Origin of the sequence: Amycolatopsis sp. NPDC049252, from assembly GCF_043197175.1 — a bacterium.
Taxonomy (GTDB): Bacteria; Actinomycetota; Actinomycetes; order Mycobacteriales; family Pseudonocardiaceae; genus Amycolatopsis.
In genome coordinates this window covers 336,836-354,671 of the sequence record NZ_JBICSQ010000003.1, presented here as the reverse complement: position 1 = coordinate 354,671, position 17,836 = coordinate 336,836, and the positions used below count along the sequence as shown (strand labels likewise).

General features: G+C 72.2%; 16 protein-coding genes. 5 read left to right on the top strand and 11 right to left on the bottom strand.

What is annotated here, in order from left to right; translation table 11 throughout:
* Positions 1-136 precede the first annotated feature (136 nt).
* Positions 137-559 carry a hypothetical protein gene (locus tag ACGFMK_RS07190; protein WP_392759215.1) on the top strand — a complete coding sequence of 141 codons (423 nt, stop codon included), beginning with the start codon at positions 137-139 and terminating at the stop codon, positions 557-559.
* Here ACGFMK_RS07190 and ACGFMK_RS07185 read toward each other — a convergent pair.
* Entirely contained in the window at positions 537-2,261 is a 1,725-nt protein-coding gene (locus ACGFMK_RS07185; protein WP_392759213.1) for a serine/threonine-protein kinase, read from the bottom strand. The two genes, ACGFMK_RS07190 and ACGFMK_RS07185, sit on opposite strands and share 23 nt — an antisense overlap.
* A complete protein-coding gene (locus tag ACGFMK_RS07180) occupies positions 2,258-3,061 on the bottom strand; it encodes a hypothetical protein (RefSeq protein WP_392759211.1) in 804 nt (267 codons plus the stop codon). Before ACGFMK_RS07180 ends, ACGFMK_RS07185 begins: the two co-directional genes overlap by 4 nt.
* Positions 3,062-3,244: 183 nt before the next feature.
* Between ACGFMK_RS07180 and ACGFMK_RS07175 the strand changes: the two genes are divergently transcribed.
* The 4 genes from ACGFMK_RS07175 (at position 3,245) to ACGFMK_RS07160 (ending at position 9,028) form a co-directional block, all read left to right on the top strand.
* A complete protein-coding gene (locus ACGFMK_RS07175; protein WP_392759210.1) occupies positions 3,245-4,042 on the top strand; it encodes a hypothetical protein in 798 nt (265 codons plus the stop codon).
* Between the two features lie 607 nt (positions 4,043-4,649).
* Entirely contained in the window at positions 4,650-5,807 is a 1,158-nt protein-coding gene (locus ACGFMK_RS07170; protein WP_392759375.1) for an EfeM/EfeO family lipoprotein, read from the top strand.
* A 403-nt stretch (positions 5,808-6,210) separates the two neighbouring features.
* The gene (locus ACGFMK_RS07165) at positions 6,211-7,368 is read left to right on the top strand and encodes a Dyp-type peroxidase (protein WP_392759373.1); all 1,158 of its coding nucleotides are present in this window, start codon (positions 6,211-6,213) and stop codon (positions 7,366-7,368) included.
* A gap of 37 nt (positions 7,369-7,405) precedes the next feature.
* The gene (locus ACGFMK_RS07160; RefSeq protein ID WP_392759209.1) at positions 7,406-9,028 is read left to right on the top strand and encodes a phospholipase C; all 1,623 of its coding nucleotides are present in this window, start codon (positions 7,406-7,408) and stop codon (positions 9,026-9,028) included.
* 61 nt (positions 9,029-9,089) lie between these two features.
* On the opposite strand, the gene ACGFMK_RS07155 is transcribed toward ACGFMK_RS07160, so the two are convergent.
* The 9 genes from ACGFMK_RS07155 to ACGFMK_RS07115 all read right to left on the bottom strand — a co-directional run bounded on the left by ACGFMK_RS07155 (position 9,090) and on the right by ACGFMK_RS07115 (position 17,835).
* A complete protein-coding gene (locus tag ACGFMK_RS07155) occupies positions 9,090-9,515 on the bottom strand; it encodes an ATP-binding protein (protein ID WP_392759207.1) in 426 nt (141 codons plus the stop codon).
* 32 nt (positions 9,516-9,547) lie between these two features.
* Positions 9,548-9,907, bottom strand: a complete 360-nt coding sequence (locus ACGFMK_RS07150) for an STAS domain-containing protein (protein WP_392759205.1) — start codon at positions 9,905-9,907, stop codon at positions 9,548-9,550.
* Between the two features lie 46 nt (positions 9,908-9,953).
* Entirely contained in the window at positions 9,954-10,394 is a 441-nt protein-coding gene (locus ACGFMK_RS07145) for a response regulator (protein WP_392759204.1), read from the bottom strand.
* Positions 10,391-11,932, bottom strand: coding sequence for an ATP-binding protein (locus ACGFMK_RS07140; RefSeq protein ID WP_392759202.1), 1,542 nt, complete (start codon positions 11,930-11,932; stop codon positions 10,391-10,393). The genes ACGFMK_RS07145 and ACGFMK_RS07140 overlap by 4 nt, the downstream gene beginning before the upstream one ends.
* Positions 11,929-13,128, bottom strand: a complete 1,200-nt coding sequence (locus ACGFMK_RS07135) for a PP2C family protein-serine/threonine phosphatase (RefSeq protein WP_392759200.1) — start codon at positions 13,126-13,128, stop codon at positions 11,929-11,931. The genes ACGFMK_RS07140 and ACGFMK_RS07135 overlap by 4 nt, the downstream gene beginning before the upstream one ends.
* 401 nt (positions 13,129-13,529) lie before the next feature.
* Positions 13,530-14,807: an MSMEG_0565 family glycosyltransferase gene (locus ACGFMK_RS07130; protein WP_392759199.1), complete on the bottom strand. Its 1,278-nt coding sequence runs from the start codon at positions 14,805-14,807 to the stop codon at positions 13,530-13,532.
* Positions 14,807-15,637 carry a carbon-nitrogen hydrolase family protein gene (locus tag ACGFMK_RS07125; protein ID WP_392759197.1) on the bottom strand — a complete coding sequence of 277 codons (831 nt, stop codon included), beginning with the start codon at positions 15,635-15,637 and terminating at the stop codon, positions 14,807-14,809. Before ACGFMK_RS07125 ends, ACGFMK_RS07130 begins: the two co-directional genes overlap by 1 nt.
* Entirely contained in the window at positions 15,638-16,468 is an 831-nt protein-coding gene (locus tag ACGFMK_RS07120; protein ID WP_392759195.1) for a carbon-nitrogen hydrolase family protein, read from the bottom strand.
* Complete coding sequence (locus tag ACGFMK_RS07115; protein WP_392759193.1) at positions 16,465-17,835, bottom strand: MSMEG_0567/sll0787 family protein; 1,371 nt, start codon at positions 17,833-17,835, stop codon at positions 16,465-16,467. Before ACGFMK_RS07115 ends, ACGFMK_RS07120 begins: the two co-directional genes overlap by 4 nt.
* Between the last annotated feature and the right edge of the window lies 1 nt (position 17,836).

Here is a 17,836-nt window from a genome sequence, read left to right as displayed (position 1 = left end):
CCTGAAAACCCATGCGTGACAGGGCATCCGAGAACCCGGAACCGCTTCGGGTGAAGATCGTCCGCGCCTCTTCCCGGCGTCCGGAAAATCCTTATCTTCTGGAAGGGACGCCACGGCCAGAACAGGGGAAGGCATCATGACCCAGTCGCTGGAACTCCCACTCCAGGAATACTGTCTCGATTGGACACTCACCGGCGACGACGGCGGCCGGGTCGAGGTCACCCTCTCCGGTCAGGTGACCCTCTTGGACAACAACCGGTTCTACAAGATCGACGGCGTCGTCTACGTCTCCCACGGGGACGCCGACATCCGCGCGGTCGGCAACCCGCGGCTGTCCGTGCGCCGCAACGGCGTCGAGAAGTCCGGGCGCCAGTGGGGCTGGGAAATGTGCTCGGCGCGCAAGAGCCTCGGCGCGCTCAACACGATGGAGGGCTACTTCGTCCGCACCGGCTACTGGGCGCCCGCCGACCGCTCGATCCAGCTGAGCCTGTGCGCCGAACTCGGGTGGAGCCGGCGCAAGTCCTACAGCCCGCACGTCACCGTGCGGATGATCGACTGACCACTGTGGACGCGTGCCGCCGCCGGGCCGCCACCACGACGAACCCGGCCGCGACCGCCCCCGCCACCGCGCACCCGGCGCCGAAGCCCGGCGACGGCTCGTGCACGCGCAGCACGGAGACGCACAGCCACAGCGCCGCGCCGAACAGGATCCCAAGCACCGGCCCGGCGACCAGCGAACCCCGCCCGCGGTGGCCGTTGCGGATGTTGCGCAGCACCGACTCCAGGTAGGCGAGCGCGAACAGCGCCAGGATGAGGCTGCCCGCGCCCATCGCGCTGGCCAGCGGGTGCTGCGACGTGAGCAGCGTGAACGTCTGGGTGACGGTCCCGGTCCGGATGGTCGCGGTGACCGCGCCGCCGACGATCCACCGCGCCAGGCCCGGCAGTTCGAGCTGGGCGGTGAACCCGTTGCCGGCCGCCTTGGACGTCGTTTCGGCGGAGCTGAGCGGGATCCCGGCCGCGGACAGGTCCAGCGCGACCCGGCCGGGGTTGCCGGGCCCGGTCACCGTCAGCGGTTTGCTCAGGTCCACCTCGACCGGCGCCGACACGGGCGCCCCGCCGAGGTTCAGCGTGGCGGACGCCTGGTGCGGCAGCCGTTCCGGGTTGAGCAACGCGAGCACCACCAGCACGACCGCAGCGGCGGCCGCCGCGAGCCGGAACCACAGGGTGGACGCCGGGCGCGGCTCGGGCTCGGGTTGCGGCGGGACCCGCGTCGCGGACAGCGTCGGGTCCGGCGAAGGTGCCGCAGGCCGCTGGACCGGCCGCGTCCGGGCGTCGGCCGGCGGGGCCGGGGCGGTCGGCGAGTTGAGCCCGGCGATCACCCGGGGTGTCAGGTGCAGCACCGGCACGCCCGCGCGTTCGAGCCAGCCCGGGCCGTAGACGGCGGTGGCCGCGCCCGCCAGGTCGGCGGCGAAGGATTCGGCCTCCCGGTAACGCGCATCGAGCTCACGCGCGAGGCTGCGCATGATCACGCCCGCGATCGGCATCGGCACCCCGGCGATCGGCCGCGGGTCGGTGAACATGTGCTGGCGCATCATGCTGATCGCGCCGCGGGTGTTGTCGAACGGCAGCTGCCGGGACAGCAGCTCGTAGAGCACCGTGCCGGCCGCGTAGACGTCGGCCGCCGGGCTCAGCGCGTTGCCCATCGCCTGCTCCGGCGCGATGTAGGCCGGGGTGCCGAGGATCTCGCCGCCGTGCGTGACGAGCGTGGCGCCTTCGCTGATGACGCGCGCGATGCCGAAGTCGGCCACCTTCATCACGCCGTGGGTGGTGAAGAGCAGGTTCCGCGGCTTGACGTCGAGGTGCAGCACGCCGGCCCGGTGCGCCGCGTGCAGCCCGGCGAGCATCGCCAGGCCGATCGCGCACGCCTGCTCGCCGCTGACGCCGCCGCCGTGGAACCGGCTGTGCACGGTGCCGCCGTCGAGCCGTTCCATCACCAGCAGGTGCTCGCGGCCGGTGCGGACGTAGTCGTACACCGGCACGATGTGCGGGTGGTCGAGGCTGGCCAGCACCCGGGCCTCGCGGTCGAACAGCTCGCTGCTCGCGGCGTGGTTGAGCACGTCCCAGGGCAGCTGCTTGATCGCGACGCTGCGGCCCAGCGTCCGGTGCGTCCCGGCGAACACGACACCCATGCCGCCCTCGCCGATCTCGGCGCCGATGTCGTACTGCGGGAGCGCGGCGACGAGGTCCGCCGGTGCGCTCATCGGGTGATGTCCCGGGTCGCCGGGACGCGCAGCCGGACGGTGGCCTCACCGGTGCCTTCGTAGCCGGGTTCGGGGGCCGGCTTCACCGGGTTCGGCGTCAGGTAGCCGAGCAGGAACGCGATCGCCGCGGCGCCGAGCACCACCGGGATCTCGATCGCCGGTTCCGGCGGCACCAGCCGCAGCACGGACAGCGTGATCACCGCGACCAGGCCGGTACCGAACCCGGCGGGCAGGAACCGCAGGCCGCGGCGCCAGCGGTTGGCCGCCAGGCGGTGGCGCGCCAGCGCGAGCAGCGCGGCCAGCCAGGCCAGGATCGTGAGCACCAGCATCGCCAGGCCGAAGACGCCGTAAACCGACCAGAACGAGCCGCGGACGTCGGCGACCGTGGTGGCTTCCCCGAGCGTCGCGCGCTGGGCGTCGAGCAGCTCGACCGACGACGGCAGCAGCCCGGTCGCCTGCCCGGACAGGTCACCGAGGTCGAGCACGAACGTCCGGCTCACCCGGCCCCGCGCCGGCACCTCGAAGGGCGCGGTCGTGTCGTAGGCGAAGAAGGTGAGCGCGAGGGCGACGCCGGAGAGGCGCACGCTGCGGACCTTCACCGGCGCGTTGCCGGTGTTGGTGGCCACGACCTCGAGCTTGACCTGGGTGGCCGGGTCGATCGGGACGGTGGCGTCCGCGATCGGCCGGTCGTCGATCGACACGTCCAGCCTGAGCGAACCAGACTCCGCCGAGGCGGGTGGCGCACCGAGCAGCACCACGCACAAACCCAACGCAACCCCCGCCGCGATGACACGTCCCATTGGGCATCCCCTACTTGCTTAATCCGACTCGTGCGGAATGCTACAGCGACCACACACCCGGGGAGGGACGTTCCGATGCGTTACGTGGTTCGGTTGTTTTTCGGCGCCGTGGCCGGAGCATTGCTCCTGCTCCCGTTCGCGTGGAACGCCAGCGCACAATCACCGTACACGGCAACGGTTGGTTTGAAACCGTCGAGCGGCAAGGCCGGCAGCCCTTTTACTATTTCCTGGAACTTCTCGCCGTGCGGCGGCCCGATCACCTTTTCCTGGAACGGCACGCCGATGTGGTCGGCGGGCGCCTCCCCTCAGCTGACCGCGGGCACGGTCGCGGCGAGCGTGCCCGCCGGTGCCCAGCCCGGCACCTACCCGGTCACCGGCACGTGCACCAACGCCCGGACCAAGCAGCCACTCACCGGAACGAGCCGGTTCACCGTGATCGGCTCGCCCACCACGACCCCGCCGCCGCCGACCACCACGCCGCCGGTCACGACGCCGCCCGTCACCACCAAGCCGTCCAAGCCCGGCGGTCCCACGACCACGCCCGCCACCACCACGACGACCCCGCCGACCACCACGACCACCCCGCCGACGTCGACCACCCCCACCACATCCGGCACGCCGCCCACGACGACGAGCACCGCGCCGAAGCCGGGTGAGCTGGTGCTCGACCGGCCGAGCGTCCAGCCCGGCGAGGAACTCTCGGCGTCCGGGAAGGGCTGCCGGCCGGGCCGGACGGTGACGCTGATGGCCGACGGCACCGAGGTCGGCTCCGCCTACACCGACAGCACCGGCGCCTTCACCGCGCCGGTCCAGTTCACGCGGATCGAGGCCGGGCCGCACACGGTGGTCGCCGACTGCGGCGTGCGCCTGACCGGCACGGTCGACCAGGTCGTGACCCACTCCTCCGGCGGGCAGACGAGCACCCTCGTGATCCTGGTGTTCTTCGTGCTGGCCGGCATCGCGGTGGTCCGCTTCCCATAACCGATCCCAGCCGCCGTCAGCTGCTCGACGTGCTCGACGCTAGACCCGGCGGGAGCTGTGCCGGGCCCGCGCACAGGCCGGTCTCGAACAAGCACTGGATTCCGCACCGATGAACGAATTCGCGTATACGCCCTATATCAGCACCGCTCCCGAAAGCTGTGGCAAGCGCTTACCGAACCGTCGTGCACCCGGCAGTACCGGCGCGAAAACGAGCGATCCCACCGGCTTTCCTACACCTGGCCCACCTTCACGCAGGAATAGGCGAAACCGCACGGGAAAAGGTCAAGCTGACGGGGCTGCACGACGGCTTCGACGACGACAGCACCACCCGGTCGATGTGCAGCGAGGGCCGGCCCGCGCTGCTGTCGAGCCTGAAGACCGGCGCTCCCCTTCCGTGACCACGACTTATCGGGCGAACCGTCCGAACGCGACACTTCTCCCACAGGGAAACGTCCGGATCCTCCCCCTTTCGTGGGCGACCGGCTGAAGTCCGGGTGAATTCCCTCCTCACGGCCCCATCGGATGCGGTTTTCCGGGCGTTAGGCTCGCGTAATCCGTGCCGGGAATGGTCCGATCGAGTGACGGGAGAGCGTGCGTGCCGGGGTCAGTGCGTACTCGCTGGATCGTGGCGGTGGTCGCCCTCGCCGTCGTGGCGGGCGCCGTCGTGGCGTTCTGGCCACGCGACGCCGAGGCGCAGGACCCCGAGATCGCGATCTCGCGCTCGTCGTGCGGCACCGGCTGGTCGGCCCCGAAACCCGGCCCGCAGACGTTCCTCCTGCACAACACCGGCTCGGTGACCGCCGAGGTCGACCTCATCGACCCCGCCACCGGCGTGATCTACGGCGAGGTCGAGGGGCTCGGCCCGGCGACCACCCGGCCGCTGCAGGTCAACCTCGGCAACGGCGGTTACGCGTTCCGCTGCCTGCCCGAGGACTCGAGCGCGATCGTCGGGCCGGTCGCGCAGGTCAGCGGCGGTGCCGAGCGCACCGGGCCGGGTGTCGCGCCGGTGACGCACAACGACCTGCTCGGCCCGCTCAAGGCCTACCAGGAGCACGTCACCACCGGCCTCGGTGAGCTGGTCGCGAACACCGGTGCGCTGAAGAACGCCGTCCACGGCGGCGACCGCGCCGCGAGCGAATCGGCCTGGCTGACCGCGCACCTGACCTACGAGCGGCTCGGTGCCGCGTACGACGCGTTCGGCGACTCCGACGGCGCGCTCAACGGCACCGCCGACGGCCTCCCCGGCGGCCCCGCCGACCAGGGCTTCACCGGGTTCCACCGGCTCGAGTCCGGCCTCTGGCACGGCGAGGACCTCGGCGCGCTCGCCGGCGTCGCCGACCGGCTGGACACCGACGCCCACGCGCTGCAGACGGCCTTCGCCGACAGCCAGGTCGACGGCAACGACCTCGCCCTGCGCGCGCACGAGATCATGGAGAACACGCTGCAGTTCGAACTCACCGGCCGCACGGACTACGGCAGCGGCACCAACCTCGCCACGGCGCGCGCGAACCTCGACGGCACCCGGGCCGTGCTGGACGTCCTGCGCCCGCTGCTCACCCCGCGCTACCAGCAGCTGCCGAAGCTGGACACCTGGCTGACCCGCACGCAGACGGCGCTGGACGCCGCCCACCGCCCGGACGGCTCGTGGACCCCGCTGGCGCAGCTGGACCCGAAGCAGCGGCAGAAGCTCAACGCGGACGTGAGCGAGCTGACCGAGCTGCTGGCCCCGATCGCGGCGATCGCCGAGCCGAGGAGGGTCTCGTGACCGACCAGCCTCCCTGCCCCGTGCCGGCCCCGATCACCGCCACACCGGGAAAGAGCGCCGTGAGCCACCACCCTCGCACCCACCGCCGCCGCACCGGGGAGGGTCTCGTGACCGACCAGCCTCGCCGGATTTCGGCGCCCCACCTCACAGACCGCGCGGGAACCGACCTGCCGGCCCCGATCGTCACCACCGCCGAGCCGAGGCCCCGGCTCGCCCCGGCCCCGAGCGCCCCAATGTGGCGTTGGGTGCGTTGGACGCACCGAACGCCACATTGGGTGCGTCGGATGCACCCGACGCCACATCGGGGCGTTACGAGGGGGGTCTCGTGAGCGACCAGCCTCGCTGTCCCGTGCCGCACCCGGCCGCCGGCCTGCCTCGCCGCTCCTTCCTGCGCCGGGCCGCGATGGGTGCCGGGCTGACCGTCGCCGCCGGGGCCGGGCTCGGGGCGTCCGCCGGGGTCACCGGCAGCACGTCGCCGGTGCCCTTCCACGGCGCGAACCAAGCCGCGATCCTGCGGCAGCCGCCGACCCAGACGATCGTCGCCTCCTTCGACGTCGTCGCGGAGTCGAAGGCCGAGCTGACCGAGCTCTTCCGCACCATCACCGACCGGGCGCGGTTCCTCACCGGCGGCGGCGCGCCCGCGGCCCTCGGGATCACCGGGCCGCCCGCCGACTCGGGGGTGCTCGGCCCGGTCGTGCCGGGTGGCGACCTCGGCGTGATCCTCGGCGCCGGCGCGTCCCTGTTCGACGACCGGTTCGGCCTGGCGAAGCTCAAACCCGCCAAGCTGAAGCCGATGCGGACGTTCCCGAACGACGCGCTGGACCCGGCCCAGTGCCACGGCGACCTGAGCCTCACCCTGTCGGCGAACGCGAACGACACGGTGCTGCACGCCCTGCGCGACATCACCCGCGCCACCCGCGGCGGCATGCAGCTGCGCTGGCGGATGAACGGGTTCAGCTCGCCGCCGCGCCCGTCCGGCACCCCGCGGAACCTGATGGGCTTCAAGGACGGCACCGCGAACCCGGAAGGGTCCGAACTGGACAGTCTCTTGTGGACCTCGGGTGGCGGTGAGCCCGCGTGGACGGCGGGCGGCAGCTACCAGGTGATCCGGCTGATCCGGATGCTGGTGGAGTTCTGGGACCGGGTTTCCCTGACCGAGCAGGAGAACATGTTCGGCCGCCGCCGCGACACCGGCGCCCCGCTCGACGGCACCGACGAGAAGGACGTCCCGCGCTACGCCGACGACCCGATCGGCACGGTCATCCCGCTGACCAGCCACATCCGCAAAGCCAACCCGCGCACCCCCGAGACCGGCAACAGCCGGATCCTGCGGCGCGCGGTGAACTACGACCGCGGCGTCGACAGCAACGGAAACCTCGACATGGGCCTGGTGTTCGTCTGCTACCAGCAGGACCTGGAACGCCAGTTCGAGGCGGTCCAGACCCGGCTGGCCGACGAACCCCTGACCGACTACATCTCCCCGTTCGGCGGCGGCTACTTCTTCGCGCTGCCAGGCGTCACCGGCCCGCAGGACCACTACGGGCACTCCCTGCTCACCTGACGCAACTCCCACCCCGAAAATCCAGGAGGAATCCTCAGTGGACACCAGATCCCGCCGCCGGCGGCGCGGGCTGATCGGCGCCGGGGCACTCGCCTCGGTGGCCGCGCTGGCCGTCGTCACCGGATCCGCGGCGAGCACCGCGGAAGCCCAGCCGCTGCACCCGTTCCCGGCGCAGTGGATCCCGACCGCGACGCCGATCAAGCACGTCGTGGTCATCTTCGGCGAGAACATCTCGTTCGACCACTACTTCGGCACCTACCCGAACGCGGCGAACACGGACGGCACCCCGTTCCAGGCCGCGCGCAACACCCCGAAGATCAACGGCCTGGACCACAAGCTGCTGACGAACAACCCCAACGCGTACGACCCGAAGCGGCTCACGCACGAGCAGGCGATGACCTGCGACCAGAACCACAACTACGGTGCGGAGCAGGCCGCCTTCAACGGCGGCAAGATGGACAAGTTCGTCGAGAAGACCGAGACGGACAAGTGCACCGGCCAGCCGGTGCTGTTCGGTGAGCCCGGCCTGGTGATGGACTACTACGACGGCAACACCGTCACGGGCATGTGGAACTACGCGCAGCACTACGCGCTGAACGACAACTCGTACAACACGACGTTCGGGCCGTCGACGCCCGGCGCGCTGAACCTCATCTCGGGCCAGACGCACGGCGCGCAGGCGGTCACGTCGGTGACGCACGAGCCGACGACCGACGCCTACGCCGTGGTTTCGCCGGACGCGAAGGGCGTCGGCACGGTCATCAACGACCCGGACCCGGCGTGGGACGACTGCTCGGACAAGAACCACACGAGCACGGACAACCTGGCCTCGTTGAGCGGCCGCAACGTCGGTGACCTGCTCAACCAGCGCCACGTGACGTGGGGCTGGTTCCAGGGCGGCTTCCGCCCGACGGGGTCGGCCGGCGGTTTCGCGGTCTGCGGCGCCAAGCACACGAACGTGGGCGGCGCGGCCGCGGTCGACTACAGCCCGCACCACGAGCCGTTCCAGTACTACCAGTCGACGGCGAACCCGAAGCACCTGCCGCCGTCCTCGGTGCAGGCGATCGGCCAGACCGACCGCGCGAACCACCAGTACGACGTCTCGGACTTCAACGACTCGCTGCAGGCCGGCTCGATGCCCGCGGTGAGCTTCCTGAAGGCGCCGGAGTACCAGGACGGCCACGCGGGGTACTCGGACCCGCTGGACGAGCAGCAGTTCGTGGTCAGCGAGGTCAACAAGATCCAGCAGTCCCCGGACTGGCGCTCGACGGCCATCGTCCTGGCCTACGACGACTCGGACGGCTGGTACGACCACCAGGCGTCCCCGGTGATCAACGGCTCGCACGACGCCGCGCAGGACCAGGCGGTCTGCACGGCGAAGCCGACGAAGGTGGGCAGCTACGCCGACCGCTGCGGGTACGGCCCGCGGCTGCCGCTGCTGGTGATCTCGCCGTACAGCAAGGTGAACCACGTCGACCACACGCCGACGGACCAGACCTCGGTGCTGAAGTTCATCGAGGACAACTGGTTCGCGGGCCGGATCGGCGACAGCTCGTTCGACTCACGGGCGAACTCGCTGTCGGGGATGTTCAACTTCTGGTGGCCCGAGGCGTCGAAGCTGGCGCTCGACCCGAAGACCGGGGCCGTGGCGCACCGGTAACCCTTTTCGAAGCCGGACGGGCCCGCAGCCGGTTGGCTGCGGGCCTGTCTCGTGCGCGGCCTCAGCGTCGCAACGGGTCCAGGTCCCAGGCCAGCGTGACCACCGTGCCCTCCTCGCCGGACGAGATGTCCGCCCGGTCCGCGCTCGCCCGCAGCAACATCAATCCACGGCCCCGCAGGGAAACCGGGCGGGGGTCGGGGACCGGGGTGCGCCACTGGCCGTGGTCGGTGATCACCACCTCGACGCGGTCCTCGTGGATCGCCGCGTCGAGGTCCACCGAGCCCGAACCCGAGCCGTGGTAGGCGTGGTCGGCCACGTTCGCCAGTGCTTCGTAGCTCGCCAGCACGATGTCCTGGGCCCGGTCCGGCTCGACGCCCGCCGCCAGGACCCACGCCGTCAGGTCGTGCCGCAGGCGCCGGAGGGCCGCGGGCGCGGCCGCGACGCCGTGACGGCGGAACGGGGCCGCCGACCCGGCGGATTCGTGCATCGGGTTCGCCTTTCTTCCCTGCCCCGGGGCCGTCACTTCCGGAGCGCTTCGTCGACGGTCGGGTGGACGCCGATCCACGTGTCGAGCCCGGTGGTCGTCAGCGGGCCCGACGTCACCGGCGAATCACTCACCACCCGCAGTGCGCGCTCCGCCAGCTTGCGGTGCGCGGCCGCGAGCACCTGCAGGCCGGCCGAGCAGAAGAACGTCACCTCGCGCAGGTCGACCACCAGCACTTCGGGTGCGCCGGCGAGCACGCTGCCGACGACCTCCTCGAACTCCGGGGCGCTGAGCAGGTCGATCTCGCCCGCCACGGACAGCACGGCGCATTCACCCCGCCAGTCGAGCGTGGCCGCCAGCTCGGTCTCGGGGAGGTCCCGCGAAGTTGGGCTCACGGCCCCTTATCGTGCCCCAATCACCGCCACCGCGCCACGCCGGACGTCACCGGTGCGGGAGCTGCACCACGGTGACCCAGAAGTCGTCGATCTGCCGGACGACCTCGACGAACTTCTCGAAGTCGACCGGCTTGGTGACGTAGGCGTTGCAGTGCAGGTCGTAGCTGCGCAGGATGTCCTCCTCCGCCTCCGACGTCGTCAGCACGACCACCGGGATGGTCCGCAGCGCCGGGTCCTGCTTGATCTCGCCGAGGACCTCACGGCCGTCCTTGCGGGGCAGGTTGAGGTCGAGCAGGACCAGCCCCGGCCGCGGCGCGTCGGCGAAGGGCCCCTCGCGGCGCAGGAACCGCAGCGCCTCGACGCCGTCGCTCGCGATGTGCAGCGTGTTGCGGATCTTGTGGTGCTCGAACGCTTCCTGCGTCATCAGCACGTCGCCGGGGTCGTCCTCGACGAGCAGGATGTCGATCGGTGCCAGCGCCTCGCTCACGCGTCGCCCCCTTCTTCGTCGCCGCGCTCGAGCCGAGCGGGCAGGGTGAACCGGAAAGTGGCGCCCTGCTCCGCGCCGTCGGTGTCGAGCCAGATCCGGCCACCGTGGTACTCGACGATCCGGCGGCACATGGCCAGCCCGATCCCCGTGCCCGGGTACGCGCTGCGGCTGTGCAGCCGCTGGAACAGCGCGAAGATCCGTTCGGCGTACTCCGCTTCGATGCCGATCCCGTTGTCCCGCACCGAGAACACCCAGTCGTCGCCGTCGCGCTCCGCGGTGACCCGCACCTCCGCCGGCGCTTCGCCGTGGAACTTCAGCGCGTTGCCGACGAGGTTCTGGAACACGGCCGTCAGCAGCGCCGGCTCGGCCCGGACCTTCGGCAGGTCGTCGTGGACGACCCGGCCGCCGCTGAGCGAGAGCGCGACCTCGAGGTTCGCGAGCGCGCCGTCGACCAGCTCGCCCGCGGGGACCACCACGTGCTCCCCCGGGTTCCGGCCGACGCGGGAGAACGCCAGGAGGTCGTTGATCAGCACCTGCATCCGCTTGGCGCCGTCGACGGCGTACTCGATGTACTGCTCGCCGCGCTCGTCGAGCAGGCCCTGGTAGCGCTTCTGCAGCAGCTGGCAGAAGCTGGCCACCTTGCGCAGCGGTTCCTGCAGGTCGTGCGAAGCGACGTACGCGAACTGCTCCAGGTCGGCGTTGGACCGCTCGAGCTCGTGCGTCCGCCGGTCCAGGAGCGTGTGCGCCCGCTCCAGCTCGGCGACCTCGTCGAGGATCCGCTGGCGCATGGCTTCGACGTCGCTGCCGAGCTGGACCAGCTCACTCGGCCCGTCACCCCGGACCGGGCGGTGGATGTCCTGGTCGGCGACCTGCCGGACCTCGCCGGCCAGCCGCAGGATGGGCCGCGTGATGACGCGCCGCAGGCCGAGGAACAGCAGCACGAACAGCAGCACGATGAGCACCGCGACGGCGACGAGCATCGCGGTCAGGAAACTCGCCGCGCCGTCGAGCTCGGCCCGCCCCTCGGTGCGCAGCGTCGCGAGGTGGCCGGCCTGGGCGTCGAGGGCGGCGCGCACGGCGTCGAACTGGTTCCGGCTGCGGTCGGCCTGCGCCGGGGTAACGGCCGGCGCGCCCGGGGTGATGGTCGGCGCGATCGTCACCTGCCAGGCCGACGCGGCCGCCAGCACGCGGTCGAGGTCGTCGCCGATCTGCGTGCCGGGGGTCGCGCCGAGCTGCCGCAGCTGGTTGACGGCGTCGGCCTGCGAGCGGACGCCGTCGTGGTACGGCGCGAGGAAGTCCGGCTGCCGGCCCAGCTGGTAACCGCGGACGCCGGTCTCCTGGTTCAGCAGCGCCGTCGACAGCTGGATGGCGGCGAGCCGCTGGGCGCCGATGACGTCGAGCAGGCGGTTGCGGGCGTCGGTGAGGTTGTTCATCGCGATCGCGCCGCCGGCCAGGGCCGCGAGCAGCAGCACCGCCTCCGCCACGGCGAGCAGGGTCAGCCAGCGGCGGATCGGCCAGCCACGCACAGTGCCGGTCATCGGCCGGTCTCCCCAGGGATGTGATTGAGCAGAGCGAGGGCGACGTCGTCGTCCAGCGGGCCGGAGTTGAGGCGTTCGGCGCGGGCGATCAGTTCGTCGAGGAGGGCGCGGCCACCGAGACCGTCCTGGTGGCGGATGGCGAGCACGAGGTCGGCCATCCGCTCGTGGCCGAGGCGTTCGGAGCCGGCGCCGACGCGGCCCTCGAACACGCCGTCGGTGTAGAGCAGCAGGGACCAGCCCGGTTCCAGCGGCACGTCGAGGGCCTCCCACTTCGTGCCTTCGACGACGCCGAGCGGGACGCCGAGGCACCTCCCGGAGAGCAGGTGCCCGTCGCCGGGGGTGAGCAGCAGTGGCGGCAGGTGCCCCGCCAGCGACAGGCGCAGGGATCTTCGGTCCGGCGCGACGACGACCATGCAGACGGTGGCGAACAGCGGCTCGATCCGTTCGTGCACCAGGACCCGCTCGACCATGCTCAGCACGTCGGCCATCGGCAGGCCGGCCATCACCAGCGAGCGCCACGCGATCCGCAGCGCGACACCGAGCGCGGCCTCGTCCGGGCCGTGGCCGCAGACGTCGCCGATCATCATGTGGAGGCTGCCGTCGGCCAGCTCGATGGCGTCGTAGAAGTCGCCGCCGAGCAGGGATCCGTTGCGGCCGGGCCGGTAGCGGGAGGCCAGTTCGAGGTGCGGGTCGTGCAGCAGCGGGCTGGGCAGCAGGCCGCGCTCGAGCCGCGCGTTCTCGCGGGCGAGCAGCTGCTGCTGGAGGAACTGCTGCTCGACCTGCTCGACCTGCTCGGCGCGCTTGCGCTCGCGGGCGAAGCGCAGGGCCTTCACCAGCAGCGGCCCGTCGACCTGGTCCTTGACGAGGTAGTCCTGCGCGCCGGCGGCGACCGCGGCGACGCCGGTGGCCTGGTCGTGCTGGCCGGTCAGCACGACGACCGCGACGCCGGGCGCGTGCTGGGCGAGCCGGGTGAGCCCGCCGAGCCCCATCGTGTCGGGCAGCTGGAGGTCGAGCAGCACGCAGTCGGCGGTCAGCGGAGCCGCGAGGGCGGCGGTGAGGGTCTCGACGCGTTCGAGGGCGACCGGCACGGAGGTGTCGGCGAGCATTTCGTCGACCAGCAGCGCGTCGCCGTCGTCGTCCTCGATCAGCAGCACGCGCAAGCGGGTGCTGGGATCCCACGATGAGTCGGCGGTCACCGGTTTCTCCCGTTCAGCGGCACCTTGCAGACGATCACCCTAGCGGCACCGGTCGCGGCCGCCTACGACCGCACGGCCCCGGCAGGGGTAGCGATTTATAGCACTCCGATGTCCCACCCGGTGCATAACGGTTCGGCTCGCCGCAGTCCCGTTACCCGGGTTTCCGCGCCTACGCTCCCTTTATGTCCGAGCCGCCCGTTCCGGTCCGGCGCGCGGCCTTCGCGTGGTGGGGTGCGACGGCGTGCTGGTTCCTCGGCTCGCTCCTCGGCCGGCTGCTCGGCGGGCACGCCACGCCGGCGCTGGGGACGAGCGGGGCCGGCGACCGCGACGCCCTGCTGGCGGCGACCCTGCCGGCCCCGGTTGCGGTGCTCGCCTTCGTGATCGCGGCCGGCTTGTGGGCGTCACTGGTGTACGGCGTCCACAGCGGCGTGGGCTGGGCGCGCGTCGTGCTCGCGATCGCCGGCGCCGTGGGCATCTTCGACCTGGTGCTGCAGCTGTTCGCCGTCGTCGCCTCGTCCACCCACGGTCCCGGCGAACTGGTGCGGGGCCTGGCGTTCCTGCTCGCGCTGGGCCTGTCGCTGGCGGGTTTCACGCTGATGTTCCGCACGGACGCCGTCCCGTACTTCGCCCGGCGCCGCTGAGCACAGTGCGCGGTAGAACCGCCGGTGCGCCTCGGCGGCCGCCGGCCAGGTGTACCGCCGCGCCAGCGCCCGCCCGGGCGCCGGGTCGACGCCGGCCATCGCGGCGCGCAGCTCACGCGCGAATCCGGGCGGGTCGGCCGCGAACCGGGCCACGCCGCCGAAGACCTCGCGCAGCACCGGCAGGTCGCGGGTCACCACCGGCACCCCGGCGGCCAGCGCCTCCATCGCGGCCAGCCCGAAGCCCTCCTTGGTGGAGGGGAAGGCGAACACCGCCGCGGACGCCATCAGCGACGGCAGCTCGTCGTGCGCGACCGGGCCCAGGACGTCCGGCTCGACGCCCAGCTCGGCGGCGCGTTTCTCCCAGCGGGTGCGGTAGTCGCGGTAGTCGAAGAGCGTCTCGCCGCCGGCGATGACCAGGCGGACGTCCGGTTCGGCCAGCAGCGCGTACGCCTCGAGCAGGTCCAGCGAGCCCTTGCGCGGCTCGATCCCGCCCACCGCCAGCACATAACGTCCTCGGCCGGTATCCCGGCGAGCGTTGGCGAAACGGTCGTGGTCGACGCCGTTCGGGATGACCGTCGCCTCGATGCCCCAGCCGTCGCGGACCTCCGCCGCGACGGACTCCGAGACGCAGAGGTGCGCGTACGGCCGGACGATCGCGCGTTCGTGGCAGGCCGCGAGTTCGGGCGTGGTGAAGGTGTCGAGGTGGTGGATCGTCCGGACGCAGTGGTCGACGGCGTTCGCGCTGATGCAGTCCTGCGCGTGGACGATGTCGTAGGCGTCCGGGGTGAACGCCGCGCGCAGCACCGCGATCGAGCGCAGGATCCGCTCGCCGACGCTCTCGCCGGGGTCGTCCGGGAAGGGCACGATCGCCAGCCGCACAGCCGGGTCCACCGGCCGGAAGAAGCCGGCGTCGCCCCCGCGGCCGAGCGTCCACACCGTGACGTCCTCGCCGAGGGCCGCGAGGGCTTCGGCGAGCGCGAGCGTGTGCACGACCCCGCCGCGGGGTTTGGTCGAGTAGCTCAGCAGGGCGATGCGCATCAGGCCTCCCGGTAGACCTCGGGTTTCCGTTCCCCCAGGTGGTGCAGCACCCGGCGGGCGTTCGCGAGCTCCTGCTCGACGTCCAGTTCGGCGACCGCGATACCGGCCTTGGACCAGGTCCGCGCCAGGATCTCGCCGCCCGGCCCGACGACCTTGGCCTGCCCGAGGAACCGCATGCCGCCCATCGCGCCGGTCTGGTTGGACGACACGAGCACCACCTGGTTCTCCGCCGCCCGCGCTTGGTCGTAGAGGTCGAACAGCCGCGACTGGCGGTCCTGCGCCATCCGCGGCGCGCGGTTGGTGATGCTGGTCGGCCACGCGCTGAGGCAGGCGACGATGTCCGCGCCGTCCACTGCGAGCGAGCGGGCCGACTCGGGGAACGTCTTGTCGTAGTCGATCAGCATGCCCAGCCGCCCGACCGGCGTGTCGAAAGCGGCGAACTCGGCGCCCGGCTCGTACGCGATGCTCTCCCCCGGCGGCTGGTGGACCTTGCGGTGCCGGCCGAGCACGCCGTCACCGGTGACGCACACCGCCGAGTTGTAGCGGCGCGGCCCGTCCGCCTCGCAGTACCCGACGCAGACGACCATCTCCCCGGCCAGCGACCGGACGGTCTTCAGCTCCGGGCCGTCGGGGTCGAGGGCCGGCGGGAGCGCCTCCGGGTCCGGATGGCGCAGGTCGGCGAGGTAACCGCCGAGGGCGGCGTCCGGCAGCACCAGCAACGCCGCGCCGGACGAGCGCGCGTGGTCGATCAGCGTCGCGATGCGCTGCAGGTCGAAGTCGAGGTCGCGGCCGAAGTGCGCGGCGACGGCGGCGATCCGGATCTGCCCCATTCACGGGACACTAACCGGGTAGGCGTCGGGCCGTCTGTCCGCCAGGTGTCCCATCGACCGCCGCGCCGTCGCCAGCGCGGCCTGGACGTCGAACTCGGCGATCGCCATCCCCTCCGCGACGCCGGTGTCGGCGACGATCTCGCCGCCGGGGTCGACGATCTTGGCGCCGGCGACGAACCGCAGGTCGCCGAAGGTGCCGGACTGGTTGGCCGAGACCCAGACGATCTGGTTCTCCAGCGCGCGGGCCCGGTCGAAGAGGTCGAACCGGCGTTTCCAGCGGTCCTGTGCCAGGTCCGCCGCCGCGTTGGTGCGGCTGCCGGGCCACGCGCTCATGCAGACGACGATCTCGGCGCCGTCGAGGGCCAGCGCCCGGGCGGATTCGGGGAAAGCCTTGTCGTAGCAGATCATCATGCCGAGGCGCCCGACCGGCGTGTCGAAGGCGGCGAACCCGCGGCCGGCGCCGTAACTGGCGTTTTCGGCCAGCGGCTGGTGGACCTTGCGGTGGTGGCCGAGGACGCCGTGGCCGGTCACGCAGACCGCGGAGTTGTAGCGGCGGCCGCCGGCGATTTCGCAGTACCCCGCCGTGACGACGAGGTCTCCGGCCAGCGCGGCCAGCCGCTGGACCTCCGGGCCGTCGACGGCCAGTGCGGGCGGGCCTTCGGCGCCGCCGTCGAGGTTGGCGAGGTAACCGCCGAGGGCCGCTTCCGGCAAGGCCAGCAGCCGCACGCCTTCGGCTTTCGCCTCGCCGATCAGCTTCTCGATGCGCGCGAAGTCGCCTTCGAGGTCGCGGTCGAACGGCGCGGCGACCGCGGCCATCCTGAGCGTCGTCATGAGTTCCCCAATCCGGTGACGCCGCCGTCGATGGCGGGCGTCGATTCGCCGTCGGGCCAGCGCAGCGTGACGCCACGGCCCGCGACCAGCTCGCCGCAGTCCGCGGTGACCGCCGGTCCGGCGGGCGCGGGTGTGCCGGTGGTGAGCATCGCGAAGCCGGGGAAGCAGGTCAGCCAGTCCCCTGTGGACGCTCCGCGCGGCCGTGGCACCTTTTCGACGTCCAGGACCGCGCCGCAGCCGGACGCCTCGGCGAGCATGCCGAGGGTGCCCGCGATCCCGGCCATCGAGACGTCCTTGGCCGCTTTCGGCCGCGCCTTCGCGACCGAGCCGATCAGGTCACGCAGCTCGGGCGTGCGGCGGAAGCTCGTCGAATCCCACTGGCGTCCGGTGTAGCCCGGCCGCCAGCTGCCGCCGAGGTCGGCGGTGAGCCAGACGCGCTCACCCGGCTTGCCACCGCCACCGGGCACCGGGTCTTCGGTGCGCCCCAACGCCGTCACCGACAGCGAGGCCGGGACGCCGAACTGGGTGTGCCCGCCGAGCACCGGGACGCCGTACGCCTCGCTGGCCTTCCTCAGTCCACTGAGGACTCGCGCGGCGAACGACGCGTCCCGCGCACCGAGCGCGTCGAGCAGGCCGGTCGGGGTCGCTCCCATCGCGGCGAGGTCGTTGAGGTTGACCAGGACCGAGCACCAGCCCGCCCACTCCGGGTCGCGCTCGACCATGGACGGGATGATCGCGTCGCAGGCCGCGACGACGTCGGTGCCGGGCAGCGGGACGCCGTCGTCGCCGACGAAGCCCGGTACCCCGGTCATTCCTTGCAGCAGCGGGCCGAGCGCGGCCTTGGTCGAGCGCGCCAGCGCGGCGATCCGGCCGATCGGCCAGCGCATCAGCACGTGGTCGTGGCCGGCGACGGTCACCGGCCGCACCCGCTGCCAGCCGAGCCGGGTGAACAGCCGCTCGGTGCGCGTCTGCACCGTCGCCTCGAACCGCAGCGCGCCTTCGGCCTCGGCCCGCGCGCAGGCCGCGCGGACCAGCGCGGAGCCGATCCCGGCCGGTGAGCCGGGGGCGACGACCAGGCGGCCGCCCTTCCACCACCCGATGTCGGGTCCGTCGGTCGCCGGGCCGAGGCGGACGCCGCCGAGCACGGTGTTCTGGTTGTCGCGAGCGACCAGGACGACGGTGCGCGGGTCGGCGTCGTGGTCGTCGAGGTCGTGCCCGGCGAAAAGTCCCTGCCGCGCCACGAAAGCTTCGTGACGCAACGTGCGGTACGCGGTCAGTCCACTGTGGTCGGCTTCGCCGATGCCGAACGCCGGGCGCGCCGCGACACTGCGGACGTCACCCAGCAACGCGAGGATGTCGTGGTCCATC